Annotated in this window: 23 protein-coding genes; 15 read left to right on the top strand and 8 right to left on the bottom strand. The window is 60.0% G+C overall.

Going from position 1 to position 24,325, the window contains the following annotated elements:
• The first annotated feature begins 170 nt into the window (after positions 1–170).
• Positions 171–1,136 (top strand): GlxA family transcriptional regulator, encoded by a 966-nt coding sequence (locus CKW38_RS11900; RefSeq protein ID WP_095112829.1) that lies wholly within the window; start codon positions 171–173, stop codon positions 1,134–1,136.
• Positions 1,137–1,352: 216 nt separating this feature from the next.
• Here CKW38_RS11900 and CKW38_RS11895 read toward each other — a convergent pair whose 3' ends face one another.
• Both CKW38_RS11895 and CKW38_RS11890 read right to left on the bottom strand, forming a co-directional pair.
• Positions 1,353–3,761, bottom strand: a complete 2,409-nt coding sequence (locus tag CKW38_RS11895; RefSeq protein WP_095112828.1) for a penicillin acylase family protein — start codon at positions 3,759–3,761, stop codon at positions 1,353–1,355.
• Between the two features lie 101 nt (positions 3,762–3,862).
• Positions 3,863–4,441, bottom strand: coding sequence for a DUF6436 domain-containing protein (locus CKW38_RS11890; protein ID WP_095112827.1), 579 nt, complete (start codon positions 4,439–4,441; stop codon positions 3,863–3,865).
• A gap of 99 nt (positions 4,442–4,540) precedes the next feature.
• Here CKW38_RS11890 and CKW38_RS11885 point away from each other — a divergent pair, with 99 nt between their 5' ends.
• Positions 4,541–5,488, top strand: a complete 948-nt coding sequence (locus CKW38_RS11885) for an alpha/beta hydrolase (protein WP_007913866.1) — start codon at positions 4,541–4,543, stop codon at positions 5,486–5,488.
• Positions 5,489–5,530: 42 nt separating this feature from the next.
• Here CKW38_RS11885 and CKW38_RS11880 read toward each other — a convergent pair whose 3' ends face one another.
• Positions 5,531–6,262, bottom strand: coding sequence for a DUF2059 domain-containing protein (locus CKW38_RS11880; RefSeq protein ID WP_007913867.1), 732 nt, complete (start codon positions 6,260–6,262; stop codon positions 5,531–5,533).
• Between the two features lie 108 nt (positions 6,263–6,370).
• Between CKW38_RS11880 and CKW38_RS11875 the strand changes: the two genes are divergently transcribed.
• Both CKW38_RS11875 and CKW38_RS11870 read left to right on the top strand, forming a co-directional pair.
• On the top strand, positions 6,371–7,003 hold the full coding sequence (locus CKW38_RS11875; RefSeq protein ID WP_007913869.1) for a 2OG-Fe(II) oxygenase: 633 nt from the start codon (positions 6,371–6,373) through the stop codon (positions 7,001–7,003).
• A 1-nt stretch (position 7,004) separates the two neighbouring features.
• Positions 7,005–7,490 carry a DUF523 domain-containing protein gene (locus tag CKW38_RS11870; protein ID WP_095112826.1) on the top strand — a complete coding sequence of 162 codons (486 nt, stop codon included), beginning with the start codon at positions 7,005–7,007 and terminating at the stop codon, positions 7,488–7,490.
• A gap of 270 nt (positions 7,491–7,760) precedes the next feature.
• Here the strand turns inward: CKW38_RS11870 and CKW38_RS11865 are convergent, their stop codons facing one another.
• Positions 7,761–8,324 (bottom strand): transporter substrate-binding domain-containing protein, encoded by a 564-nt coding sequence (locus CKW38_RS11865; protein ID WP_007913873.1) that lies wholly within the window; start codon positions 8,322–8,324, stop codon positions 7,761–7,763.
• Positions 8,325–8,459: 135 nt separating this feature from the next.
• Here CKW38_RS11865 and CKW38_RS11860 point away from each other — a divergent pair, with 135 nt between their 5' ends.
• Positions 8,460–8,885, top strand: coding sequence for a DUF4399 domain-containing protein (locus CKW38_RS11860; protein WP_095112825.1), 426 nt, complete (start codon positions 8,460–8,462; stop codon positions 8,883–8,885).
• Positions 8,886–8,947: 62 nt separating this feature from the next.
• Here CKW38_RS11860 and serA read toward each other — a convergent pair whose 3' ends face one another.
• Positions 8,948–10,177 carry a phosphoglycerate dehydrogenase gene (gene serA, locus CKW38_RS11855; RefSeq protein ID WP_008085296.1) on the bottom strand — a complete coding sequence of 410 codons (1,230 nt, stop codon included), beginning with the start codon at positions 10,175–10,177 and terminating at the stop codon, positions 8,948–8,950.
• Positions 10,178–10,381: 204 nt separating this feature from the next.
• On the opposite strand from serA, the gene CKW38_RS11845 reads away from it, so the two are divergent.
• The 4 genes from CKW38_RS11845 to CKW38_RS11830 all read left to right on the top strand — a co-directional run bounded on the left by CKW38_RS11845 (position 10,382) and on the right by CKW38_RS11830 (position 14,825).
• Positions 10,382–11,776: an FAD-binding oxidoreductase gene (locus CKW38_RS11845; RefSeq protein ID WP_042704915.1), complete on the top strand. Its 1,395-nt coding sequence runs from the start codon at positions 10,382–10,384 to the stop codon at positions 11,774–11,776.
• Positions 11,777–11,817: 41 nt separating this feature from the next.
• Entirely contained in the window at positions 11,818–12,483 is a 666-nt protein-coding gene (locus tag CKW38_RS11840) for a fumarylacetoacetate hydrolase family protein (RefSeq protein WP_007913879.1), read from the top strand.
• A gap of 258 nt (positions 12,484–12,741) precedes the next feature.
• Positions 12,742–13,665: an SdiA-regulated domain-containing protein gene (locus CKW38_RS11835; RefSeq protein ID WP_095112824.1), complete on the top strand. Its 924-nt coding sequence runs from the start codon at positions 12,742–12,744 to the stop codon at positions 13,663–13,665.
• A gap of 242 nt (positions 13,666–13,907) precedes the next feature.
• Positions 13,908–14,825: an SdiA-regulated domain-containing protein gene (locus tag CKW38_RS11830; RefSeq protein ID WP_095112823.1), complete on the top strand. Its 918-nt coding sequence runs from the start codon at positions 13,908–13,910 to the stop codon at positions 14,823–14,825.
• 147 nt (positions 14,826–14,972) lie between these two features.
• Here CKW38_RS11830 and rpiA read toward each other — a convergent pair whose 3' ends face one another.
• Positions 14,973–15,647 carry a ribose-5-phosphate isomerase RpiA gene (gene rpiA / locus CKW38_RS11825; protein ID WP_007913886.1) on the bottom strand — a complete coding sequence of 225 codons (675 nt, stop codon included), beginning with the start codon at positions 15,645–15,647 and terminating at the stop codon, positions 14,973–14,975.
• Positions 15,648–15,794: 147 nt separating this feature from the next.
• On the opposite strand from rpiA, the gene ilvA reads away from it, so the two are divergent.
• Both ilvA and CKW38_RS11815 read left to right on the top strand, forming a co-directional pair.
• Positions 15,795–17,309, top strand: a complete 1,515-nt coding sequence (ilvA, locus tag CKW38_RS11820; protein ID WP_007913893.1) for a threonine ammonia-lyase, biosynthetic — start codon at positions 15,795–15,797, stop codon at positions 17,307–17,309.
• A 40-nt stretch (positions 17,310–17,349) separates the two neighbouring features.
• Positions 17,350–17,763: a DUF2269 family protein gene (locus tag CKW38_RS11815; protein ID WP_095112822.1), complete on the top strand. Its 414-nt coding sequence runs from the start codon at positions 17,350–17,352 to the stop codon at positions 17,761–17,763.
• A 120-nt stretch (positions 17,764–17,883) separates the two neighbouring features.
• Here CKW38_RS11815 and CKW38_RS11810 read toward each other — a convergent pair whose 3' ends face one another.
• On the bottom strand, positions 17,884–18,540 hold the full coding sequence (locus CKW38_RS11810; protein ID WP_095112821.1) for an HAD family phosphatase: 657 nt from the start codon (positions 18,538–18,540) through the stop codon (positions 17,884–17,886).
• Positions 18,541–18,683: 143 nt separating this feature from the next.
• Here CKW38_RS11810 and CKW38_RS11805 point away from each other — a divergent pair, with 143 nt between their 5' ends.
• Together CKW38_RS11805 and ptsP are read left to right on the top strand one after the other, a co-directional pair.
• Complete coding sequence (locus CKW38_RS11805; RefSeq protein WP_003229203.1) at positions 18,684–19,163, top strand: RNA pyrophosphohydrolase; 480 nt, start codon at positions 18,684–18,686, stop codon at positions 19,161–19,163.
• Positions 19,164–19,185: 22 nt separating this feature from the next.
• A complete protein-coding gene (gene ptsP / locus CKW38_RS11800) occupies positions 19,186–21,465 on the top strand; it encodes a phosphoenolpyruvate--protein phosphotransferase (protein ID WP_007913900.1) in 2,280 nt (759 codons plus the stop codon).
• A gap of 276 nt (positions 21,466–21,741) precedes the next feature.
• Here the strand turns inward: ptsP and CKW38_RS11795 are convergent, their stop codons facing one another.
• Entirely contained in the window at positions 21,742–22,488 is a 747-nt protein-coding gene (locus tag CKW38_RS11795) for an NRDE family protein (protein WP_095112820.1), read from the bottom strand.
• Between the two features lie 132 nt (positions 22,489–22,620).
• Here CKW38_RS11795 and CKW38_RS11790 point away from each other — a divergent pair, with 132 nt between their 5' ends.
• Both CKW38_RS11790 and lgt read left to right on the top strand, forming a co-directional pair.
• Positions 22,621–23,403 (top strand): sulfite exporter TauE/SafE family protein, encoded by a 783-nt coding sequence (locus tag CKW38_RS11790; protein WP_007913005.1) that lies wholly within the window; start codon positions 22,621–22,623, stop codon positions 23,401–23,403.
• Positions 23,404–23,482: 79 nt separating this feature from the next.
• A complete protein-coding gene (gene lgt, locus CKW38_RS11785; RefSeq protein WP_007913003.1) occupies positions 23,483–24,298 on the top strand; it encodes a prolipoprotein diacylglyceryl transferase in 816 nt (271 codons plus the stop codon).
• Positions 24,299–24,325: the final 27 nt, after the last annotated feature.

Below are 24,325 nucleotides of genomic sequence, written 5' to 3'. Positions count from 1 at the left end.
GACGCTGAAAGGGGACAATCGATGCATGGCTGCGATCCTTGCCAATCGACCTGCAAATCGTGCCAAGCTAAAAGATCGCAGCCTTCGGCAGCTCCTACATGGGAACGCGGACACCTGTAGGAGCTGCCGCAGGCTGCGATCTTTTGCTCTTAAAGGGGGAATCCACAGCCATGAGCAAAACCGTCGCCATCGTCGTGTTCGCCGGAGTGCAGTCACTGGATGTCAGCGGCCCGATGGATGTGTTCGCCGAGGCCAATCGCTTCCTGGCGGCCGAGGATCACTATCGGCTCGAAGTGATCGGCGTCGAACGCGGCCCGATGGCCTGCTCCAACGGTTTGAACCTGAATGCCCATCGGCATTTCAGCGAAGCACTCGACGCCTACGATCTGCTGCTGGTCGCCGGTGGGCCACAATTGCCGTTCATGGATTTCGGCGCGACGTTCGACGGTTGGCTGCGTGAGGCCTGTGCACGGGCGCAGCGTTTTGGTTCGATCTGCAACGGCGCGTTCACGCTCGCGCGCGCGGGGTTGCTGGAGGGGCGCACCGTGACTACGCACTGGAATGACGCCGAGGCGTTGGCGCAGTTGTGTCCGACGACGCAGGTCGAGGCTGATCGCTTGTATGTCGAGGACGGCACGCTCTATACCTCGGCCGGGGTCACGGCGGGGATTGATCTGTCGCTCTACCTGCTGGCGCGTGATCACGGTGCTGAAGTGGCGCTGAGCGTGGCTAAACGGCTGGTGGTGTTCACCCAGCGGTCTGGTGGCCAGTCGCAGTTCAGCCCGTTCCTCACGCCGCATGCAGAGCCGACGTCGGCGGTGGCGATGGTGCAGTTGTATGTGTTGGCCAATCTCACGGGTGATCTGACGATCGCCGATCTGGCCAATGCGGCGAACATGAGTGCGCGTAACTTTTCTCGGGTGTTTGCTCGTGAGGCGAAGGTGACGCCGGCGGAGTTTGTCGAGCGGGCGCGGGTGGATGCGGCGCGGGTGATGCTGGAGAGCACGGCGGCGCCGTTGAAGACTGTGGCGTATCAGTGTGGGTTTCGTGATGCGCAGCATATGCGTGCGGTGTTTAATCGCCGGCTGGGGGTTACGCCGCAGCAGTTTCGGCTGAATTTTGCGGTGATGCTTTGACCCTTACCCTCACCCCAGCCCTCCCGAAACGTCGGACCGCCCAGAGGGAGAGGGGGCCGACCGCAGTGTCTGGCGTGATACATCGACCTGAAAGACCTTAGCGATTATGGATTCGGTAAAGCAGTGTCAGGTCGCTGTAAACCTTGAGCATCCCCCAATCAGTCCCCTCTCCTTCTGGGCGGTCCGACGTTTCGGGAGGGCTAGGGTGAGGGGCTTTTACGGTGCCCGCATCGGCAACAGCTTCAAGGTACTGCGCGTATTCGCCGTCACCTCTTCGTCATTGAAATGCGCCTGCACATACATCCCGTCGACATACGCCTCAGCCTGATCGTCATAGTGACTGTCGAACGGCACACCGCTCTGCCCAACCGGGTTAATCGTTAACCCATGCGCCGGATCGGCAAAATCCACCAAGCGCCGCGTCGACGGCCCATACGTCACCGGCCATGGCGCCGGGCCGATCTTCGCTGAAAGGTTGTTCGGCACTTCATGACTGCCCGGCGCCGCAAACGGCCCAACGTTGAAAATCCGATCCAGCGGCTTCTGCTGTCCCAACGGATGGCCGTGAGTCAGCGTGTGCGCAGCGCCCCATTTCCACTCGGCAGAGTTATCGCCGAGGGTCAGCTTCAAGTGCTGCATGCTCGCCTGCCACGCCGCGCGGACGATATCGGCGCGGGTCTCCTTGTTCGGCGTGCTGCGGTTGTCCCACCACGGTGAATCGGCATTCGCCGCCAGTTTCGGCAGCGCCGCATCGATCACCCGCGTCGACAGTAATGTCTCGAAGAAGTCATTGCCCAACTCATCACGCATCGCCGCATCGGCCAGGTCGTAGAGGAACTGGTTGAATACCGTCGCGCTGACCGAATCCAGCGGATAGTCGCCTGGCCACTGCGCCAGTTGCTCGACCAGTTTCAGTTGCGCCGGATCGCTGACCACCTCACGCAGCACCGGCAGCAACGGCGCGAGCAAGCGCGGGCCGTAACCGGTGGTGGTGCCCAGTTGCAGCTTCTGATTGGCCTCGTTGGTCCACTTCACGCTCTTGTCGCTGAGCTGCCGGTTCAGTTGCTGACCGCGATCGGCGAGGTTGTAGTAACCGGGAATCTCCATTCCCGTCGGCGACACGGGCTGGAAGTTGGCCGAGACGATGTAGCCGCGCGCCGGGTTTTCTTCCTGCGGGTTGGCGCTGAACGGGTAGAAACCGTCCTTGTCGGCCTGATTGCTGCTGCCGTCGAGCATGAATTCCGGCCGCACCCCGGCCGGGCGCTTGGGCAGCAATGCCGAAGCCCACCAGGCGATGTCGCCCTTGGCGTTGGCGTAAACCAGGTTCAGCCCCGGCGCCTGGACTTTTGCGGCAGCGGCGCGGGCCTTGGCCAGGGTGTCGGCGCGATTGAGCTGGTAGAAGCCTTCGAGGATCGGGTTCGGTGTTTCGAGAAAGGCCCACCACATGGCAATCGGCGTTTTGCCGGCAGCGTTGCCGAGCGCATCGTTGACGATAGGGCCGTGGGGCGATTGGCGCAGGGTCAGGGTCACCGGCGACTGCCCCTTCACGTTGATCTGCTGTTGCGTGACTACCATGTCGGTCCACTGGCCGCGATACCAGACCTGATTCGGATTATCCGGGTTGACCTTCTCGGCGATCAGATCGAGATCGTCGTTCTGGAACATGGTCAGGCTCCAGCCGAAATCGAGGTTGTGACCGAGAAACGCAAACGGCACCAGCGCCTGATGATGGCCGTACAACTCGAAGCCGGGCGCCGACAATTGCGCTTCGTACCACACCGACGGCACCGAGAAACGAATGTGCGGATCACCCGCCAGCAATGGCTTGCCGCTCTGGCTGCGGCTGCCCGCGATGACCCAAGCGTTACTTCCTTCGAACTGCGGCAGACCGTTGTCGATCAACGCCTGTTCGCTGAGGCGGGCGAGGGCGTTGAGGTCCTTCCAGTCGCCAGCGGCGAGGGCCGGCGCAGGCTTGGCGTGACCGTTGACCAGCACGCCTTTGGGCTGCCAGTCGAGGTCGAAAACGTTGAGGTAATCGGCGCCGAGCTGATCGCGCACGTAGGTCAGCAGCGGTTCGGTGCGAAACGCCGCGGCAAAGCTATAGGCCATGTAGCCGGCGACGCTGATGCTGTCTTCCGCCGTGAACGGCCGTTTGGGGATGCCCAGCACATCAAACTCGATCGGTGCAGCGTGGCTGTCCTGATATTGATTGATGCCATCCAGATAGGCTTGCAGGCCCTTCCACGCCGGTGACTGTTTATCGAGACTGGCGACGTAACTGGCGGCGCGCTCACGGATGCGCAGGCTGCGGAACAGTTTGTCGGTGTCGAGCAGCTTCGGCCCGAGCACTTCGGCCAGTTCGCCGCGAGCGAGGCGGCGCATGGCTTCCATCTGGAACAGGCGATCCTGGGCATGCACATAGCCAAGGGCACGGTAGAGGTCGGTTTCGTTCTCGGCGCGAATGTGCGGCACGCCGCGTTCGTCGTAGCGCACGGTCACCGAACCCTGCAGGTTGCGCAGCTCGACCTGACCCTGGCGCGTCGGTTGTTTGCTGTAGACATATCCGCCGACGCCGACAAGCAGAACAACGATGAGCAGGGCAAGTACGGTGAACACGCGCTTCATGGTGACTCCTTGTGCAGGCGGGATGCCGCCCGTCGGGCTGCAAACAATTAGCACAGACCTTCTGTGCCGTGCAGCGCTGTCCTTGAAAAGTCCGGAATGCCTTACTGCGTCTCCACCGGCCACGGGCAGTAACACCCGACCGCCAGGGTGTGCGTGGCATTGACCGGGCGATCTTCCGTCAGGGCATTCAAAATCGGTTCGATAAAGCTGTTGCTGGAATTGCAGGTGAGGCCTTCGCTGTACGGACCGAAGTAGGCCAGTTTGCCGCTGCGGTCCCAGATCGCCACGGCCGGACTGGCTGGAACCTGTTCGGAGCCGGGCAATATCGTGATGGTTTTCAGGCTGCTGAGGGTTGCCGGCAACTGACCGTGGCTGCCAGCCTTCTGCACAGCGAAGAACTCCACGCCCCTGGCGCTGAACTGCTCGACCATCTCGGTCAGGTGCTGTTGGTTGCCGACGTTGCACGGGCAGGCCGGGTCCCAGAAGTGCACCAGGCGAATCTTGCCAGGGCCGGCGAGGTTGTCCGGCAGGCGCAGCGGATCACCGGAAAATACCGCCGTGTGTTCGCTGAACGCTCGCAGATAACGCCCTTGAAACCAGTCATACGCCGCCCACAGCACCCCGGCGCAAATCATCGCGAGCAGGCTGGCAAACAGTGCGGTGCGGTAGGGCGAACGCATGGTTTTCGATCCTCGAAAGGTCGGCTAGCTTGCCATGTCTGTCACTACAGATGAATATCGCAGGCCGATAAAGTCTGTTTACCGCTTTGGAATTGCCTTATGTCTGCCACTTTCGACCCCGATCAAATCCGCGCCAGCCTCAAGCCTTTGGCCGAGTGGCAGCCGTTGTCGGACGAGGCGAAGGCGTACCAGCAGTTTTATCAAACCGATTTTCCCCATCGCGATGTCTGGCGTGGCATGGGCCGTTTCGAAGTCGATGGTTATGAAGTGGTCAGCCATTGCTGGTGGCCGGAGAAGGTCAAGGCGACGCTGTTTCTGCTGCACGGCTACTACGATCACACCGGGCTGTATCGGCATGTGATCGAGTGGGCGCTGGATCAGGACTTCGCGGTGATCGCCTGCGATTTGCCGGGGCATGGTCTGTCGAGCGGGCCGCGCGCGAGCATTCGCGATTTCTCCGAGTATCAGGACGTCCTGCAAGCGTTGTTCGCCGAGGCGCAGTCGATCGCCCTGCCGCAGCCGTGGCATTTGTGCGGGCAGAGCACTGGCGGGGCGATTGTGGTCGATCACCTGCTCAACCATGCTGAAAACAGCCCGGCGCAGGGCCAGGTGATTTTGATGGCGCCGCTGGTGCGGCCACGGGCGTGGGGCTGGTCGCAGCTGAGTTATTACCTGCTCAGGCCTTTCGTCAGGGGTGTCGCGCGACGCTTCAGCGAGAATTCCAACGACCCGGATTTCCTGCCGTTTCTGCAGGCCGATCCGCTGCAGCCACGACGCTTGCCGACGAAATGGGTGGGGGCGTTATCGCGCTGGATCATTCGCGTCGAGCACGCGAAGAAGAGTCCGCGGCGGCCACTGATCATTCAGGGGCAGGCAGACATGACCGTCGACTGGCAGCACAATCTACAGGTGTTGAAATGGAAGTTTGATCGGCCGCAGATCTTGTTGTTAGCCGAGGCGCGGCATCATCTGGCGAATGAGACGGCGGAGATGCGGGAGGAGTATTTCGAGTTTCTCAGCAAGCGCATCAGAGGCCGGAATCTCTAGTGAAGCTGAAGGCCCCATCGCTGGCAAGTCAGGCGCTGAAGCTCATTGCCCGACCGCCAACCCTGCGCGAATCGCCGCCAGCGCCGCCTGATAGTAGGCCTTGCCTTCAGTCGACTCGGCAAACGTCGCAAACTCTTCCAGCTCTTCATCCGACAAATCGCGATAGACGTAGAGCAGCGTGTTGTTCATGTCCGCGCCAATCTGATCCATCAAACGCTGGCGCTGACCGTTGAGCATACCTTGCGCCTGACCACCACCGAGCAGCCCCGGAATCATCGAACTCAAGCTGTCCGCCGCCACACCAGCAATCGCCAAGCTCACTTCGGCGCCAGCTTCACGGGCCGGCAAGGCTTGCGCGAGGTGGCCGATGATCAGCAGACGGCTGTCGCTGGCCTGCATCTTTGGCAGACCCTTGGCATTTTTCGCCAATTGATCGCGCCGGGTCGCCAGCAATTCGGCTGCGACGATTTTCTTGCCCAGCGGTGATTGAAAGAAGGTCAGCGCCGGTTTCGGGTCGGCAAGCTTCTGCCGCAGTTGCGCTTCGGCGCGTTGATCGACGGCCTGCGGGGCGAAGCGCTGATTACTGTTGTTCACCAATGCTTGAAACACCGCCGGCGGCAGGCTGTTCTGATAGCGCTGCTGTGCGGCCGTCAGGGCGTCATTGAAATGCGCACGTTGATCTGGCCAGCCGGCGACCTTGTACAACTGATCGTGGCCGTCCGCCCAGGCGGGCAAAACGCAGAACATCAACAGTGAAAAAAGCAAACGGCGCATAGGGACTCCTGTCAGCAGCGGACTATTCTCCGTGCGGTGCCGGTACTTGTCGAGAATTCGTAGCAAGCCGCCGCGTGGCTCTGTCGGATTTGTTGCCGCCGACATACTATGCGCGCCATGCAAATATCCTCTGAACACCCACTGCTGTTACGCATTGTCGATGACCTGGCCGAACACGGCTGGTCGCAGCAGAACATATTCCTGCCCGCCGGTTTGACCCGCGAGCTGGCGGCCGAGTGCCGCAAACGTGAAGCCGAGGGTGAACTGGCGCCGGCGGCGGTGGGGCGTGGGCCGTTTTCGGAGATCCGCGAAGGGATTCGTGGCGACCACATTCAGTGGATCGATCCCGGTCAGGCCGAGGCCAGCGACCGCTATCTGAATTTGATGGAAAGCCTGCGTGAGGCGCTCAACCGTGGCCTGTTTCTCGGTCTTGAGGATTTTGAGTGCCATTTCGCCTTGTATCCGCCCGGCGCTTTTTATCGCCGGCATGTCGACCGTTTTCGCGACGATGACAAGCGCATGGTGTCGGTGGTGGTCTATCTCAATGACGCGTGGCTGCCGGAGGATGGCGGTCAGTTGCGCATGTACCTGAATGATGAGCGCGTGCATGACGTGCAGCCTACTGGCGGGTGTCTGGTGGTGTTTCTCTCTGGTGAGGTGCCTCATGAAGTGCTGCCGGCGAACCGCGAGCGCCTGTCGCTGACTGGCTGGTTTCGTCGCCGTGGCAACGAGCCGTTCTGAGATGCACAGGATTCTGGTCAGTCGCTGCCTGTTGGGTCATCGCGTGCGTTATGACGGTGGTGCGAGCGGGCCGTTTGATTTGCTTGAACAGTGGATTGCCGAAGGGCGGGTGGTGCCGTTGTGTCCGGAGGTTGCGGGTGGTTTGCCAACGCCACGGGCGGCGGCGGAGATCCCGGGCGGGCAGGGCGGTGAAGTGCTCGATGGTGTCGCGGCGGTGATCACCACTGAGGGCGAAAATGTCAGTGCGCAGTTTCTCGATGGTGCGCGGCAGGCACTGGAACTGGTGCAGAAATATGGCATCCGCGTGGCGGTGCTTAAGGCCAACAGTCCTTCTTGCGGGAATCTGCTGACGTATGACGGGACGTTCAGCGGGGTCAAAATCTCTGGTGAGGGCGTGACGGCCGCGTTGCTCAAGCGTCATGGTGTGCAGGTTTTCAGTGAGCTTGAATTGCCTGAGGCGGCGGTGGCTCTGGCGGCTTTGGGCTGATCCGGAATCGTTGCCCTCACCCCAGCCCTCTCCCGGAGGGAGAGGGGGCCGACCGAGGTGTCTGACGTCTTGCATCGACCTGGAAGACCTTATCGACTATGGATTCGACACAGCCATGACCGATCGATTATGGAATCGACAAAGCCATGACCAGTCGATTTCGGATTCGGTATAGCCATCCCAGGTCGGCGTATCTCTAAAGCAACCCCAAATCAGTCCCCTCTACCTACGGGCGGTCCGACGTTTCGGGAGGGTTAGGGTGAGGGGCTTTTAAGGTTTCAACCACTTCTCAGTCAGCGCTGCCAAACGTCCATCCGCCTTGATCCGCTGCATCGCGCTCGCAAGGCTGGCCTGAAACGCCGGATTACCCTTCTGAAACGGAATCGCCAATTCCACCGGCTCTGCCACTTTCGGCTTCTCTTCCGTCAACGCCTGCACCAGCACCATCGGCCGTGGCTGCTCGTCTTTTTTCGCCAGCAACTGCGAATCGACCTTGCCGTAAGACTCGCTGAAGTCGAAACGATCCTTGAGTTCGGATGTCAGTGCTATGTGGTTGAGCGCAACGTCGTACTTGCCGCTTTCAACGCCCTGGAGCAGGTCTGCCTCATCCGTGACGATGAAGTCAGCGCGTACATCCAGCTCCCGGGCCAGCAGTTGCCCAAGCTCGACCTCGAACCCCGTGAGTGTGTCGCCTTCCTTGTAATTGAACGGCGGTGTATTAGCCTCAAGGGCTATGCGCAGCTCGCCACGGTCGTTGACGTCATCAATCAGTTCGGCGTGAGCCAAAGGGCTCAAAAGGGGTAGCAGGCAGATCAGGCCAGGCAGAAAACGCATGGTCACTCCTTTGAAATCATTATCGCGACGCTCTGATTCAGGCTCGCTTTGCTATGGTTGTCGAGTGCCTTCGACAACGAATGGTCATGAAGTTGTCATGACCGTGCGGATTTTACGGAAAAACTGGAGAAGAAAATGAAAAGCTTTATGTCACGTGCAGCGTTGGCGGGTGTGCTGATGGGTGTTTCGGTGCTGGCCAGTGCGGCGACACCGGCACCAAAAGGCGCCGAAGTGTTCATCGTTTCTCCCGAGGACGGGGCCACGGTTTCGCAGACCTTTACCGTCAAATTCGGTACCAAGGGCGTCGCCCTGGCGCCGGCCGGTGACGTCACCAAAAACACCGGTCACCATCACCTGCTGATCGACGCCAAGGAAATCGTTCCTGCCGGTTCGGTCGTCCCTACCGATGCCAATCATATGCACTTCGGCAAGGCGCAGACCCAGGCTGACATCAAGCTCGCCCCGGGCCAACACACCTTGCAGCTGGAACTTGGCGACAGCGGTCACATGGCGTTCGACCCGCCAATCGTCTCGAAAAAAATCACCGTCAACGTCGAATAACCTTTTCGCCGTGCATGAAAAAGGGAGCCCGAAGGCTCCCTTTTTTGTCGCTCAACGCTAAATCAGAACAACACGCGGCTACGGATAGTGCCGTTGATGTGCTGCAGCTTCTCTTGCGCCAGGTCCGAGTACTCGGCGTCGACGTCGATCACCACGTAGCCAACCTTCTCGTTGGTCTGCAGGAACTGACCGGAGATGTTGATGCCGTTTTCGGCGAAGACCTTGTTGATCTCGCTCATCACACCCGGGATGTTCTCGTGGATGTGTAGCAGGCGGTGCTTGCCAGGGTGAGCCGGCAGGGCCACTTCCGGGAAGTTCACCGACGATACCGAAGTACCGTTGTCGCTGTACTTGACCAGTTTTTCTGCCACTTCCAGACCGATGTTGGCTTGCGCTTCGGCGGTCGAACCACCGATGTGCGGAGTCAGGATCACGTTGTCGAGGCCACGCAGCGGGCTTTCGAACTCTTCGTCGTTGGAGCGTGGCTCCACCGGGAACACGTCGATGGCCGCGCCGATCAGGTGCTTGTCCTTGATCGCGTCCGCCAGGGCGTCCAGCTCGACCACGGTACCGCGCGCCGCGTTGATCAGGATGCCGCCCTTTTTGATGGCGCGGATTTCCTTCTCGCCGATCATCCACTGGGTCGCAGCGGTTTCCGGAACGTGCAGGGTGACGATGTCGGACATGCCCAGCAGCTCGGTCAGGCTACCGATCTGAGTGGCGTTGCCCAGTGGCAGCTTGGTCACGGTGTCGTAGAAGTACACCTGCATGCCCAGACCTTCAGCCAGAACCGACAGCTGCGTACCGATCGAGCCGTAGCCGACGATACCCAGTTTCTTGCCACGGATCTCGAAGGAGTTGGCTGCGGATTTGATCCAGCCGCCACGGTGGCAGGAAGCGTTTTTCTCCGGGATGCCGCGCAGCAGCAGGATCGCTTCGGCCAGCACCAGTTCCGCTACGGAGCGGGTGTTGGAGTACGGCGCGTTGAACACGGCAATACCGCGCTCACGGGCAGCACTCAGGTCAACCTGGTTGGTGCCGATGCAGAAACAGCCGACCGCGACCAGCTTCTTCGCGTGATCGAAGATCTCTTCGGTCAGTTGGGTGCGCGAACGAATGCCGATGAAGTGAGCGTCAGCGATCTTTTCCTTGAGCTGGGCTTCCGGCAAGGAACCTGTCAGGTATTCGATGCTGGTGTAGCCCGCCGCCTTGAGGACGTCGACAGCCGATTGGTGGACGCCTTCGAGAAGAAGGAACTTGATCTTGCTCTTATCGAGAGAAGTCTTGCTCATCTGCGTAAACCTGTATCCCGGAGAAAAATGGCAGGAAATGGTCAACAGACGCTGACCCGGACGACAAGAATGTCGTCTCCGCGGATCTGGCCTTGGGCGCTGTCCTGCGGGGTCGATATGCTAGCATAGCCTCCCCGCTAAACACTCATTCCTGCGACGTGAAGCGTTCTCAGGATGACCATGAATTGTTCGAGAGTTCTGTCGATGACCAATCCTGCCCTGATTGATGAACTGAAGACCCTGGTCGAGCCTGGCAAGGTCCTGACCGACGCCGACTCCCTGAATGCGTACGGCAAGGATTGGACCAAACACTTCGCCCCGGCGCCAAGTGCCATCGTGTTTCCCAAGACCATTGAGCAGGTGCAGGCGGTGGTCCGTTGGGCCAACTCGCACAAGGTCGCACTGGTGCCATCGGGCGGGCGCACCGGGCTTTCCGCCGCTGCCGTGGCGGCGAATGGCGAAGTGGTCGTGTCGTTCGATTACATGAATCAGATTCTCGACGTGAACCTCACCGACCGCACCGCCGTTTGTCAGCCGGGCGTGGTCACCGAGCATTTGCAGAACGTCGCCGAAGAGAAAGGCTTGTACTACCCGGTCGATTTCGCTTCGGCAGGTTCCAGCCAGATTGGCGGCAATATTGGCACCAATGCCGGCGGGATCAAGGTGATTCGCTACGGCATGACCCGCAACTGGGTCGCCGGCATGAAGGTGGTCACCGGCAAGGGTGATGTGCTGGAACTGAACAAAGACCTGATCAAGAACGCCACCGGCTACGACTTGCGTCAGCTGTTTATCGGTGCTGAAGGCACCCTCGGTTTTGTCGTCGAAGCGACCATGCGCCTCGATCGTGCGCCGAAAAACCTCACCGCGATGGTCCTCGGCACCGCTGATTTCGACTCGATCATGCCGGTGTTGCACGCCTTCCAGGGCAAGCTTGACCTGACCGCGTTCGAATTCTTCTCCGACAAAGCTCTGGCCAAAGTCATGGGCCGTGGTGACGTGCCGGCACCTTTCGAAACCGATTGCCCGTTCTACGCACTGCTGGAATTCGAAGCGACCACCGAAGAAGTGGCCAACAGTGCACTGGAAACCTTCGAGCATTGCGTCGAGCAGGGCTGGGTGCTGGACGGCGTGATGAGCCAGAGCGAAACGCAGTTGCAGAACTTGTGGAAACTGCGCGAATACATCTCCGAAACCATCTCGCACTGGACGCCGTACAAGAACGACATCTCGGTCACCGTGTCGAAAGTGCCGGCATTTCTAAAGGAAATCGACGCGATCGTCGGCGAACACTATCCGGACTTCGAAATCGTCTGGTTCGGCCACATCGGCGACGGCAACCTGCACTTGAACATTCTCAAGCCGGATAACCTGAGCAAGGACGAGTTCTTCGCCAAGTGCGCGACCGTCAACAAGTGGGTGTTCGAAACCGTCGAGAAGTACAACGGTTCGATTTCCGCTGAACATGGCGTGGGCATGACCAAGCGCGATTACTTGACCTACAGCCGTTCCCCGGTCGAGATCGAGTACATGAAAGCGGTAAAAGCGGTGTTCGACCCGAACGGCATCATGAACCCGGGCAAGATTTTTGCGGTTTGATCGGCAATCTTTGATGAATCAATGAAGGCAGGAGTCGGTAAATGAGCTATCAGCACCAGTACGTCGACGGCACGCGCATCCACTTCCCGATCGGGAAAGTCGTGTGCATTGGCCGTAATTACGCCGAACACGCCAAGGAACTGGACAACCCGGTGCCTACCGAGCCGTTACTGTTCATCAAACCAGGCAGTTGCGTGGTCGAGCTGGAAGGCGGTTTCGCCATTCCGACCGAGCGCGGTTCGGTGCACTACGAAGCGGAAATCGCCGTGTTGATCGGCAAGCCGTTGTCGACCAAACCGAGCCGTGAAGAAGTGCTCGACGCCATTTCCGGTTTCGCCCCGGCGCTGGACCTGACCCTGCGCGACAAGCAGGCCGAGCTGAAAGCCAAGGGCCTGCCGTGGGAAATCGCCAAGTCGTTCGACGGCGCGGCGGTGCTTGCGCCGTTCGTGGTCGGCAGCACCTTTGCTGACCTGACCGACATCGGTATTCGTCTGACCATCAACGGCGAAGTCCGCCAGGACGGCAACAGCAGTGCGATGCTCAATCCGATCGTGCCGATGATCCAGCACATGGCCGGCTGCTTCTCGCTGCAGGCCGGTGATGTGATCCTCACCGGTACGCCGGTGGGTGTTGGCCCGCTGAACGTGGGCGACGACATCGTCCTCGAGCTGGTCGGCGCGAGCAGCTTCACCAGCAGCGTGCGCTGATTTAACGCGGTCCCCTTGCAGGAGTGAGCCTGCTCGCGATAGCGGTCTGTCAGTCAACGATTGTTTCGACTGACCTGACGCCATCGCGAGCAGGCTCACTCCTACAGGGATTTGTGATCTCTCCCACAATGGCGCAGGGCAATCCCGCCATTTGCCGTTTTTTTCACATCCTGTACGGATAATTCCTCTCATTCTGGCGTCTGAGCCGGCCTCTTTGTGCTATTACCCATAGCCTGAATTTTCGGAACGCGTCCATCGATGTCATCTCAAACTCAGCTCAAACCCACCCGCCGCTCACGTTTCTCCCTGCGCTGGTATGTCTGGCTCTTGCTGGTGGTTGCCGCCGCTTATGCCTTGGCGTTTGCCATGCATTGGGATGATCGCGGGGTGCTCTGGCTGCAGGAAAGCTTCGAAAGCCAGGCCGAGCAGAAGGAAAGCATCTGGCTGCCGGACTATCGAGTGGTGATAGATGCCAAGCCGCTCAAGGGGATGGAGAAGGACGAGGCTTCGGATCTGGCATACAACCCGCAGACCAAAACGCTTTTCTCGGTGATGGGCAAGAACCCGTTTCTCGCCGAGCTGACCTTGCAAGGTGATGTGCTGCGCAAGATGCCGCTGGTGGGCTGGAGCAATCCGGAAGGCCTGACGATGATGGAAAACGGCCTGATGGCCATCGTCGATGAGCGCCAGCACCTGCTGTCGATCGTCAAAGTCGACGGCGACACCCGCGAATTGAACATCGCCGACTTCCCGAAATACGATCTCGGCCCGTCGAAAGACCAGAACAAAGCCTTCGAAGCTATTACCTGGGATGCGCACAACCAGCAATTGCTGTTGGGCGAGGAGCGCCCGCCGGCGCTGTTTACCTGGAAAAGCGATGGCAGCCAGATCCTCAAGGGTGAAAAGCAGAAACTTGCCAGTGATGAACTGGATATTCGCAACCTCTCGGCCTTGGCGATTGACCCGCGCACCCAGCACACCCTGGTGCTGTCCGCCGACTCACACCTACTGCTGGAACTGGACGAGAAGGGCGAGCAGGTCAGCTTCATGACCCTGCTTGGCGGCTTCAACGGTCTGAAAAACACTATCCCCCGCGCCGAAGGCGTGACCATGGACGAAGCGGGCACGCTGTACATGGTCAGCGAGCCGAACCTGTTCTATCGCTTCGAAAAACAGAAATAGCAGCCTTTACCGATTCCAATGTAGGAGCTGCCGAAGGTTCGGGCCGCGTTCGGACGATCTTTTGACTGTGGGACGCAGAGCGTCCCCGGCTGCGTTCCCACGCAGAGCGTGGGAACGATCAGATCGCAGCCTGCGGCAGCTCCTACAGGGGTTGGCTTGTGGTTTGAGGCAAGTGGCCATTAAGCTTCAGTTCAGACGGGCGTGATATTTCATCCGCCTGTTTTGATCCCGAGCTCATCCGAATGCGTCGACTTGCCCGCCCCAAGCCTCTGATTATTTTCCTGTCGGTGATTGCCCTGATCGCGTTGATTGCGATCGGCCAATACATGCGCCTGTTCGAGCGCGCCTGGTTCAATCTGCACACGTTGTGGCAACCGCTGAGCAGTGAATCCATTGCGTTGGACCAGTATCGAGTCGAGATTGAAGCGCGGGTGATTGAAGGGCTGGACGACGATGTTTCGGCGCTGACCTTCGATCCGGTGCGCAATAGCCTGTTTACTGTGACCAACAAAAATTCCGAGCTGGTCGAACTGTCGCTCGAAGGCCAGATCCTGCGGCGTATCGCACTGATTGGTTTTGGCGACCCGGAAGCCGTCGAGTACATCAGCGCCGACACCTATGTGATCACCGACGAGCGCCAGCAGCGGCTGATCAAGATTCACCTGGAGGCAGACACCACATTCCTCGACGCGGCGGACGCCGAGCAGATGACCCTCGGCGTGCATATGGCCAGCAACAAAGGTTTTGAAGGCCTGGCGTATGACTCGGTAGGCAAGCGCTTATTTGTCGCGAAAGAGCGTAACCCGATGCTGATCTACGAAGTGCACGGCTTTCCGCATTTCAATCCGGAGAAGTCCTACGCGGTGCATGTGATCAACGATCCCAAGCGTGACGCCGGGATGTTTGTGCGCGATCTGTCGAGTTTGCAGTACGACGAGCGCAGCGGGCATTTGCTGGCACTGTCGGATGAGTCGCGGCTGATTCTGGAGCTGGATGTCGGCGGGCGGCCGCTGAGCACGATGTCCATCAGTGGCGGGCGGCAGGGTTTGAAGAAAACCGTACCGCAGGCGGAAGGCATTGCGATGGATGATGACGGGACGTTGTATCTGGTGAGTGAGCCGAATCTGTTTTACGTCTTCAAAAAACCAACACCGAACTAACCAGCACCACAGAACCATTGTAGGAGTGAGCCTGCTCGCGATAGCGCTGTGTCAGTCGACATTTATCTCAACTGACACACCGCTATCGCGAGCAGGCTCACTCCTACAGGGTTATCCGTCTGCCCACAGATGTGTGGATGACTGGAGTTACTCAGCCTTGAGGGTTTTCACGCCTTCGCTAGTACCCAGCAACAACAGATCCGCCGGACGCGCCGCGAACAAGCCGTTGGTGACCACGCCGACAATCGCATTGATCTGCGCTTCCAGCTCCACCGGGTTGGTGATCTGCAGGTTGAACACATCCAGAATGATGTTGCCGTTGTCGGTCAAAACGCCTTCGCGGTACACCGGGTCGCCGCCCAGTTTCACCAATTGGCGGGCGACGTGGCTGCGGGCCATCGGGATCACTTCGACTGGCAGCGGGAATTCGCCCAGCACCGGCACCAGTTTGCTGGCGTCGGCGATGCAGATGAAGGTCTTGGCCACGGCGGCAACGATCTTCTCGCGGGTCAGAGCGGCGCCGCCGCCCTTGATCAGGTTCAGGTGCGCGTCGCTTTCATCGGCGCCATCAACGTAGAACTCCAGGTCGCTGACGGTGTTCAGCTCATACACTGGAATCCCGTGGCCCTTCAGACGCGCGGCAGTGGCTTCGGAACTGGCAACTGCGCCATCGAACGCGCCCTTGTGCTGGGCCAGAGCGTCGATGAAGCAGTTGGCGGTGGAGCCGGTGCCGACCCCGACGATGCTCTTGTCGTCGAGTTTCGGAAGGATGAAGTCGACGGCGGCCTGAGCCACTGCCTGTTTGAGTTGATCCTGGGTCATGCGGGCTCCGGAAGCGGGCAAGGTGAGAACGGAAAGGCCGGCATTATAGCCGCAAGCGCGGCTAAAACCTCTGGATTCGTGTGGTCGTGCGGGCAAAAGCCGGGTTAGACTCCCCGGTCCCGCTCAACCGCTCAGTGATGCTTTCCGATGCTCGAACAGTACGTCAAAAAGATCCTCACCTCGCGCGTTTATGACGTTGCCGTAGAAACCCCGCTGCAGAACGCTCGCCAGCTCTCCGAGCGGCTGGGCAATGACATCTGGCTCAAGCGTGAAGACTTGCAGCCGGTGTTCTCGTTCAAGATTCGCGGCGCCTACAACAAGCTGACGCAACTGAGCGATGAAGAGCGCGCGCGTGGCGTGGTCACCGCGTCGGCGGGCAATCATGCGCAGGGTCTGGCCCTGGCGGCGAAAGTGCTGGGCGTCAAAGCCACCATCGTCATGCCCAAGACCACCCCCGAGATCAAAGTCGAAGGCGTGCGCTCGCGCGGCGGCAAAGTCGTGCTGCACGGCGATTCGTTTCCGGAAGCGCTGGCCTACTCGCTGAAACTGGTCGACGAAAAAGGCTACGTCTACATCCACCCGTATGACGATCCGCACACCATTGCCGGGCAGGGCACCGTGGCGATGGAAATTCTGCGCCAGCACCCGCAGCCGCTGGACGCGATTTTCGTTCCGGTCGGTGGCGGTGGTTTGATCGCCGGTATCGCCGCGTACGTGAAATACCTGCGTCCGGACATCAAAGTCATCGGCGTCGAGCCGGACGACTCCAACTGCCTGCAAGCGGCGATGGCTGCCGGCGAGCGCGTGGTGCTGCCGACCGTGGGCATCTTTGCCGACGGCGTGGCCGTGGCGCAGATCGGTCAGCACACCTTCGACATCTGCAAAGACTATGTCGATGAAGTGATTACTGTCAGCACCGACGAGATCTGTGCAGCAATTAAAGATATCTACGACGATACCCGCTCGATCACCGAACCTGCCGGCGCGTTGGGCGTGGCCGGGATCAAGAGGTACGTCGAGCAACGCGGTGTCAGCGGCCAGACCTTCGTCGCCATCGACTCCGGTGCCAATGTCAACTTCGACCGCCTGCGTCACGTTGCCGAGCGCGCCGAACTGGGCGAGGGCCGTGAAGCGATCATCGCCGTGACCATCCCCGAGAAGGCCGGCAGCTTCAAGGCGTTCTGCGAAGCCATCGGCAAGCGCCAGATCACCGAATTCAACTATCGCTACAACACCGGCAGCGAAGCGCACATCTTCGTTGGTGTGCAGACTCACCCGGAAAACGACCCGCGCAGCGCATTGCTGGCGAGCTTGGCCGAGCAGGGTTTCCCAGTGCTCGACCTGACTGACAACGAACTGGCCAAGCTGCACATCCGCCACATGGTCGGCGGTCACGCGGCGCATGTGATTGATGAAGTGGTGTTCCGCTTCGAGTTCCCGGAGCGTCCGGGTGCGCTGTTCAACTTCCTTAATAAACTCGGTGGGCGCTGGAACATTTCGATGTTCCATTACCGCAACCACGGCGCTGCCGATGGCCGCGTGGTCGCCGGCCTGCAAGTGCCGCACGACGAGCGTCATCTGGTGCCGGCGGCGCTTGAGGAAATCGGCTACCCGTACTGGGATGAAAGCGACAACCCGGCCTATCAGCTGTTTCTTGGCTGAGCGGCTACGCTGATGGGCATGGCCCAAGGAAGAGAAATTCATGGAAACCCTGACCACCCTGAAAGTCCTTCATGTCGCGGCGACCGTGGTGATCCTCGCCAGCGGGTTGGGGCTCGCTGCTCTTTCCTGGCGTAATCGCAGCGAAGGGCCGGCCAGCACGATGCAGCGGCCCTGGCTGTTTATCTGGTGTTTGATGCTGATCGGTATGCTGAGCATGCCTTTCACCGGCTGGTGGTTGGTACATCTGATCGGCTGGCCACTGGGGCAGTTCTGGATTCTGGGGTCCAGCGTGATCTATGCCGTGGCCACGTTGAGTGCAGTGTGGCTGTTGGTGCGGCTTAATCGGCTGTGGACTAGCGGGGTTGGTAACTGGAAATTCACGTTGGCGCTGGCGATTGTCAGCGGCGTCGGGTTTCTCGCCATTGCGGGGTTGATGGGGGCCAAGCCTGTTTAAGGCTATATACCGAGTCGAGCCAATCGCTGGCAAGCCAGCTCCCACAGGGATCTTCAGTGAACACGGATATTGTGGACAGCCGAAAAACCTGTGGGAGCTGGCTTGCCAGCGATGGCGTAATTAGCCGCGCAGACTAATCACCGGCCAGCCACGCTTCTCTGCTTCGGCGCGCAGATTCGGATCCGGATCGACAGCAACCGGATTCGCCACCTGCTCCAGCAACGGCAAATCATTCATCGAATCGCTATAGAAATAGCTGTCATCCAGAGAATATCCGGTCTCTTCCAGCCAACGATTCAGCCGCGTCACCTTGCCTTCGCGAAAGCACGGAATGTCGATGCTGCGCCCGCTATAACGGCCATCAACCATTTCACACTCGGTTGCGATCAGGGTTTCAACGCCCAGGCGCACAGCAATCGGCGCGGTGACGAAGCGGTTGGTCGCGGTGATGATCACCAGTTTGTCGCCAGCATCGCGGTGCTTTTTCAGCAGTTCCAGCGCCTTGGGCAAGATGATCGGTTCGATGCAGTCGCGCATGTAATCGTTGTGCCATTGATCGAGCACGGCCATTTCGGTGCGGCCGAGGATCTCCAGGCAGAAGTTCAGGTACGCGGCGTTATCCAGTTTGCCGGCCAGGTAATCCTGATAGAACTCGTCGTTGCGAGCCTTGTACGCAATCGGGTCGAGGAAGCCGCGTTCACACAGATAGTCGCCCCAGGCGTGATCGCTGTCGCCGCCCAGAAGGGTGTTGTCCAAATCGAATAGAGCCAGGCGCATTGCAGTTACCCGCTGATAAGTCTGTAAAAAGGCGACAAGAATACGGTCTTTTCACAAGAGTGCACATAAGGTAGGAAGCCTCGTTGCCGCCTTATCAACCTTTGTGGAACAATGCGGCGACATGCGTTTGCGAGGTTGTTGCCGTGATCGACCCCGATGGTTTCCGCCCCAATGTCGGGATCATTCTGACGAATGACGCCGGCCAGGTGCTATGGGCTCGCCGTATCAATCAAGATGCCTGGCAGTTTCCGCAAGGGGGAATCAACCCTGAAGAGACGCCGGAAGACGCCTTGTACCGCGAGCTGAACGAAGAAGTTGGCCTGGAACGTGAAGATGTTGAAATACTGGCCTGTACTCGGGGCTGGTTGCGCTATCGTTTGCCGCAACGTCTGGTGCGTACGCACAGCCAACCGCTGTGCATCGGCCAGAAACAGAAATGGTTTCTCCTGCGCCTGATCTCCAACGAGCAACGGGTGCGGATGGATTTGACCGGTAAACCGGAGTTCGATGGCTGGCGCTGGGTCAGCTATTGGTATCCGTTGGGCCAGGTGGTGACATTCAAGCGCGAGGTGTATCGCCGCGCCCTCAAAGAGCTTGCCCCGCGCCTTTTAGCGCGCGACTGACGACGGAGTTCGACCCCGAGCCATGCTCAATACGCTGCGCAAGATCGTCCAGGAAGTTAACTCCGCCAAGGATCTCAAGGCGGCGTTGGGGATTATTGTGTTGCGCGTCAAAGAGGCCATGGGCAGCCAGGTCTGCTCGGTCTACCTGCTTGATCCCGAGACCAACCGCTTCGTCCTGATGGCCACCGAGGGCTTGAACAAGCGCTCGATCGGCAAGGTCAGCATGGCACCCAACGAAGGTCTGGTCGGTCTGGTCGGCACGCGTGAAGAACCCCTGAACCTCGAAAACGCTGCGGATCACCCGCGCTACCGCTACTTCGCCGAAACCGGTGAAGAGCGTTATGCCTCGTTCCTCGGCGCACCGATCATTCACCACCGCCGCGTCGTCGGCGTGTTGGTTATCCAGCAAAAAGAACGCCGCCAGTTCGACGAAGGTGAAGAAGCCTTCCTCGTGACCATGAGCGCGCAGCTTGCCGGCGTTATCGCCCACGCCGAGGCCACTGGTTCGATCCGTGGTCTGGGCCGTCAGGGCAAAGGCATTCAGGAAGCCAAGTTCGTCGGCGTGCCGGGTTCGCCGGGTGCGGCGGTCGGTACGGCGGTGGTCATGCTGCCGCCGGCCGATCTGGACGTGGTGCCGGACAAGACCATCACCGACATCAACGCCGAACTGGCGCTGTTCAAGACCGCCATCGAAGGCGTGCGCGCCGACATGCGCGCGTTGTCCGCCAAGCTGGCGACGCAACTGCGCCCGGAAGAGCGCGCGCTGTTCGACGTCTACCTGATGATGCTCGACGATGCCTCGCTGGGCAGCGAAATCACCACCGTGATCAAGACCGGTCAGTGGGCCCAGGGCGCGCTGCGTCAGGTGGTCACTGAGCACGTCAACCGTTTCGAACTGATGGACGACGCCTACCTGCGTGAGCGTGCCTCGGACGTCAAAGACCTCGGTCGCCGCCTGCTCGCTTATTTGCAGGAAGAGCGTCAGCAGAATCTGGTCTACCCGGAAAAAACCATTCTGGTCAGCGAAGAACTGACGCCGGCGATGCTCGGCGAGGTGCCGGAAGGCACGCTGGTCGGTCTGGTCTCGGTACTCGGTTCGGGTAACTCCCACGTGGCGATCCTGGCCCGGGCCATGGGTATCCCGACGGTGATGGGTCTGGTCGACCTGCCGTACGCCAAGGTCGACGGCATCGAAATGATCGTCGACGGCACACGCGGCGAGGTCTACACCAACCCAAGCGAAGTGCTGCGCAAGCAGTTCGCTGAAGTCGTCGAAGAAGAGAAACAACTGGCGCTGGGCCTCGACACCCTGCGTGACTTGCCATGCGTGACCCTCGACGGTCACCGCATGCCGCTGTGGGTCAACACCGGTTTGCTCGCCGATGTGGCGCGGGCGCAGAAGCGTGGCGCCGAAGGTGTCGGCCTGTACCGCACCGAAGTGCCGTTCATGATCAACCAGCGCTTCCCGAGCGAGAAGGAACAACTGGCGATCTACCGCGAGCAGCTCGCCGCGTTCCACCCGCAACCGGTGACCATGCGCAGCCTCGACATCGGCGGTGACAAGTCGCTGTCGTACTTCCCGATCAAGGAAGACAACCCGTTCCTCGGCTGGCGCGGCATTCGTGTGACTCTCGACCACCCGGAAATCTTCCTGGTGCAGACCCGCGCGATGCTCAAGGCCAGCGAAGGCCTGAACAACCTGCGGATTCTGCTGCCGATGATCTCCGGCACTCACGAACTCGAAGAAGCCCTGCACCTGATCCACCGCGCCTGGGGCGAAGTACGCGACGAAGGCACCGATGTGCCGATGCCGCCGATTGGCGTGATGATCGAGATTCCGGCAGCGGTGTACCAGACCAAGGAACTGGCGCGGATGGTCGACTTCCTGTCCGTCGGCTCCAACGACTTGACTCAGTATTTGCTGGCGGTCGACCGTAACAACCCGCGTGTGGCCGATCTTTACGATTACCTGCATCCGGCAGTACTGCAAGCCCTGCAAACCGTGGTACGCGATGCCCATGCCGAAGGCAAACCGGTGAGTATCTGCGGCGAAATGGCCGGTGATCCGGCGGCGGCGGTGCTGTTGATGGCGATGGGGTTCGACAGTTTGTCGATGAACGCCACCAACTTGCCGAAGGTGAAGTGGATGTTGCGTCAGGTCAATCTGAGCAAGGCTCAGGAGTTGTTGGCGGAGCTGATGACCATTGATAACCCGCAGGTTATCCACAGTTCGCTGCAATTGGCGCTGAAGAACCTTGGGTTGTCGAAGATGCATCCGCCGGCGGTGGTCAAGGCGCTCTGAAGATCAAAAGCCCCTCACCCTAACCCTCTCCCAAAGGGAGAGGGGACTGATCCGGGGATGCTGCAGAACTCCGCCGACCTGAAGCTGCCTTGCTGAATCCATAATCGATTCACACCGGGATGAAAGTGCTGTGCTGAATCCATAATCGATTCACGCGGGGGTGAAAGTGCTGCGCTAAAGCCATAATCGACTCGGTCTTTCAGGTCGATGTACGGCTCAAGACACCTCGGTCGGCCCCCTCTCCCTTTGGGAGAGGGCTGGGGTGAGGGTCTGCTCTTAAGCTGTTATCTCCACTTCGCCCAAATGCCCGCCATACGGCCCAAAACTCCGCTCGACTATCCGTCGCGTCCCATCCGCCTGCACGATCAACGCCGTACTCGCCCGCGTTCCATAGCTCTGGCTGGCAATAAACACACTCGACAGCAATGTTTCAGTGGCCAGACCCACCCCGGTATCCGGCAATTCCGCTTCCGGCGCGGTCTGGGCATCGCTTAGCAAATCGAGCAAGTGCTGCGGTTGCGGATCATCCAGCACCGCACTCAACCCAGCCTTGGCCTTGAGCAACTTCGGCCACGGCGTGTCCAGCCCGGCATTGGATACCCCGTAGACGCCCGATTCCAGCATCACCGGCTCCGACAGCCGCGCATTGAAGTGCCACAGCTCATGACTATTGCCGAGCAACAGATTGAACCCGGCATATTCCGCCAAATGCCCGACCACTTCGCTCAAATAATCATCAATCGACGCATCGCCAGTCAGAAACCGCGCCACCAGCTCACCCCGCGACTTGCGTGCCGTTGGCTGCTGCGGATCACGAATATTGGTCAGCGCAGCAAAGCGCCCGCTGGCACCTATCCCCAGCCAGGTTCCGCCGGCCTCCAGATCACGTCCGGCATGCACATGCGGCGCCTCCGTCCACTGCGCCAGAGGCAGGCTCGGCCGGGCGTAGAATTCGTCGCGGTTGGCCGCGACGATCAGCGGCTGGGCATGGCCCGGGCGCCAGGCGAAAACAATCAGGCACATAAGGTGGTCCTTGTGTGTTTTTTGCTCACTCTACGCATCCCGCGTCCGTGCATCCATCGCCAGTGGAGCCAAAGGGTGTGCATCCGTTACCATGCCGCTCCGGTTTTGCGGATGCGGTCTGGGGAGACGGTCATGGAATTTCTGCTCTATCTGGCGCTGGGCGCCTGTGCGGGCGTGCTGGCCGGGCTGTTCGGGGTTGGCGGCGGGATTATTATTGTCCCGGTGCTGGTGTTCAGTTTCACCTTGCAGGGCTTTGATCAGTCGATCCTCACCCATCTGGCGGTCGGCACGTCGCTGGCGACGATCATCTTCACCTCGGTCAACGCCGTGCGTGAGCATCATCGACGAGGCGCAGTGCGCTGGCCGATCTTCATGTGGATGGCTGTCGGCATCCTGCTCGGTGCAGGCTTCGGCGCATTGACTGCAGAAGCGATCTCCGGCCCGCACCTGCAAAAGATCATCGGCGTGTTTGCCTTGATCATCTCGGTGCAACTGGCACTGGACATCAAACCCAAGGCCAGCCGAACGGTGCCGGGTAAACTCGGTCTGACCGTGGCCGGCAGTGTGATTGGCTGGGCCTCGGCGATTTTCGGCGTCGGTGGCGGCTCGCTGACCGTGCCGTTCCTGACCTGGCGCAGTGTGCCGATGCAGCAAGCGGTGGCGACCTCGTCGGCCTGTGGCCTGCCGATCGCCTTGGTCAGTGCATTAAGTTTCATGATTCTGGGGTGGCACGATCCGTTGTTGCCGGCCCATAGTCTCGGTTTTGTGTATTTGCCGGCGTTGTTGGGCATTGCCCTGACCAGCATGATCTTCGCCCGCATCGGCGCGCGTTTGGCGCATCGCTTATCGCCGCGCTTGCTGAAACGGCTGTTCGCCGCTTTGCTGTTCAGCGTGGGCGTGAGCTTCCTGCTTTAATCGCGTCGCAATCCTGGCTTAATCCTGAGGTGGCAGCGTCGCCCGGGAATTTTGGTTTCAACTCTAACGAGGAGTCGCAATGCTGCCTTACCCGCAGATCGACCCGGTGGCCCTGGCCATCGGTCCGCTGAAAATCCACTGGTACGGTCTGATGTACCTGATCGGCATCGGCGGTGCGTGGCTGCTGGCGTCGCGCCGGCTCAACCGTTTCGACCCGACCTGGACCAAGGAGAAACTCTCCGACATGGTCTTCTGGATGTCGATGGGCGTGATCGTCGGCGGGCGCCTGGGCTATGTGCTGTTCTACGATCTGAGCGCCTACCTGGCCAACCCGACACTGATTTTCGAAGTGTGGAAGGGCGGCATGTCGTTCCACGGCGGGTTCATCGGTGTGATGCTGGCCGCGTTGTGGTTCGGCAAGCGCAACGGCAAGTCGTTCTTCCAGTTGATGGACTTCGTCGCGCCAATGGTGCCGATCGGTCTGGGCGCCGGGCGCATCGGTAACTTCATCAACGCCGAGTTGTGGGGCAAGGCCACCGACGTGCCATGGGCCATGGTCTTCCCGCCATTCAGCGACCCGGCGCAATTGCCGCGTCACCCGTCGCAGCTGTATCAGTTCGCGCTCGAAGGCGTCGCGCTGTTCCTGATTCTGTGGATTTTCTCGCGCAAACCGCGTCCGACCATGGCCGTTTCCGGCATGTTCGCGCTGTTCTACGGCATCTTCCGTTTTATCGTCGAATTCGTTCGCGTGCCGGATGCACAACTGGGCTATCTGGCCTGGAACTGGCTGACCATGGGCCAGGTGCTCTGCGTGCCGATGATCGTCGGCGGGCTGTTCCTGATCTGGCTGGCCTATCGTCGCGCGCCGGCAGCACCGCTCGCGCCGACGGCTTAAACTACGAACCCCGGCGCGCGACGCCGG

Origin of the sequence: Pseudomonas sp. Irchel 3H7 (genome assembly GCF_900187605.1) — a bacterium.
Lineage (GTDB): Bacteria > Pseudomonadota > Gammaproteobacteria > Pseudomonadales > Pseudomonadaceae > Aquipseudomonas.
The sequence above is the reverse complement of the archived record's forward strand: the minus strand, read 5'-3'. Positions and strand labels throughout refer to the sequence as shown.